Below are 1,605 nucleotides of genomic sequence, written 5' to 3' on the forward strand. Positions count from 1 at the left end.
ACCAGCTGCTGGGCACCGATGAGCCGGTGGTGACCGCTGTGGCCGCGCATCCGCAGCTGGGCTGGTTGCGCGTGGTGGTGGAAATCGGTGCGTTGATCGGCCTGTCGTCGGTGGTGCTGGTGATGATCATCGGCCAGCCGCGCATCTTCATGATCATGGGCCGCGACGGCCTGTTGCCGCCGGTGTTCACCAAGATCCACCCGAAGTACCGCACGCCGCATATCAACACCGTCATCACCGGCATCGGCATCGCCCTGCTGGCGGCTCTGTTCCCGCTGGACATCCTCGGCGAGCTGACCTCGATGGGCACGCTGATCGCCTTCGCGGCGGTCTGCGCCGGCGTACTGATCCTGCGCCGCACGCAGCCCGACCTGCCGCGCCCGTTCCGCATTCCGGGTGCATGGCTGGTCTGCAGCCTGGGCGTGATCAGCTGCCTGGCGCTGCTGTCGGCGATGACGTTGCACAACTGGATGCTGATGGGCGTGTGGACGTTTGTCGGCTTCGTGATCTACTTCTTCTACGGGTTCAAACACAGCCGCCTGCGGGGGAAGTAAGAGCGGCAGGGCCACGATGGCCCTGCCCTCCTGCTCCGAGGGGTGGGGTGCCCGCCTCGTCTAGCGACGATTGAACCAGATGAGCTGCTGCTGCCAGCCGGCACTGGCCATGCAGGCCCTGAACTCGCTGCTGCGGTCGGACGCATTGACGTCCACGATGTAGCTCTCCTCTTTCGGCATCGGCACCAGGTTGTACTTGCCATCAATTGCGCAGACTTCATCAAGCCTGCAGGGCACCTTGCGGTCCTCATAGACAGTGCGCGTGGCCACTTCATTCCTTACCGGCCAGTGATCGTCGGCCCGCGCCGTGCAACTCGAGTGGGCGGGGCCGAATGATCGCGCTCCCGCATCCATCTTCACCCATTCCATTGTGCAGCCGCTGCAGGCCAGCACGATACCGATCACTCCCATCACTCCCATCGCGCGCGCAATCATCGAAGTACTCCTGTCCTTGGCGCCGGAATTTCTGCTGCCACCCGATGGTGTTTCGCGACACGAAAGCTGTCTACGACCGGAATCGCTTTCAGCACGAGCGCTGTCTTCCCCATTCAGCCAGCGCTGTGCTTGCCTCGATCCAAATCCTGCCCACCGTCTGCCGGCAAACCGCGGAGCCTTGTCCACGCAGCAGGCCAGCTACCGCCCCGCAGGCCCAGCAATGGGCTGGATCACGTAAAATGCCGGCATGGACACCCCCACCTTCCCCTACGACACCGCGCGCCTGAGCGAACTGGCCCAGCTGCTGATCGACAACGTCCGCGAACTGGCCCAGGCCGGCTGGACCCCGGCCACCAGCAGCAACTTCTCCCACCGCCTGGACGACCGCCACGCCGCGATCACCGTCTCCGGCAAGGACAAGGGCCGCCTGATCGAAGACGACATCATGGTCGTGGATTTCGATGGCAAGGCCGTCGGCCGCCCGCTGCGCCCGTCTGCCGAAACCCTGCTGCATACCCAGCTGTATCGCCGCTTCCCGGAGATCGGCTGCGTGCTGCATACGCATTCGCCGGTGCAGACCATCGCCTCGCGCCTGTATGCACCGCAGGGCCATATC

At 64.5% G+C, this 1,605-nt stretch carries 3 protein-coding genes; 2 read left to right on the plus strand and 1 reads right to left on the minus strand.

Annotated features, from left to right (window positions below; all coding sequences use genetic code 11):
• Nucleotides 1–554, plus strand: a 554-nt coding sequence (locus AC1VAN_RS21300; RefSeq protein WP_480986691.1) for an amino acid permease, incomplete at its 5' end; no start/stop codon positions are given.
• 60 nt (nt 555–614) lie between these two features.
• Here AC1VAN_RS21300 and AC1VAN_RS21305 read toward each other — a convergent pair.
• Nucleotides 615–989: a hypothetical protein gene (locus tag AC1VAN_RS21305; RefSeq protein ID WP_442251848.1), complete on the minus strand. Its 375-nt coding sequence runs from the start codon at nt 987–989 to the stop codon at nt 615–617.
• 247 nt (nt 990–1,236) lie between these two features.
• Here AC1VAN_RS21305 and AC1VAN_RS21310 point away from each other — a divergent pair.
• A partial coding sequence (locus AC1VAN_RS21310; protein ID WP_480986692.1) for a class II aldolase/adducin family protein occupies nt 1,237–1,605 on the plus strand: 369 nt, incomplete at its 3' end.

This window comes from Stenotrophomonas sp. 05L44_2 (assembly GCF_056665995.1).

Coding starts and splice junctions, on each gene's coding strand:
- AC1VAN_RS21305 (WP_442251848.1), bottom strand. CDS start 989: ATGATTGCGCGCGCGATGGGAGTGATGGGAGTGATCGGTATCGTGCTG.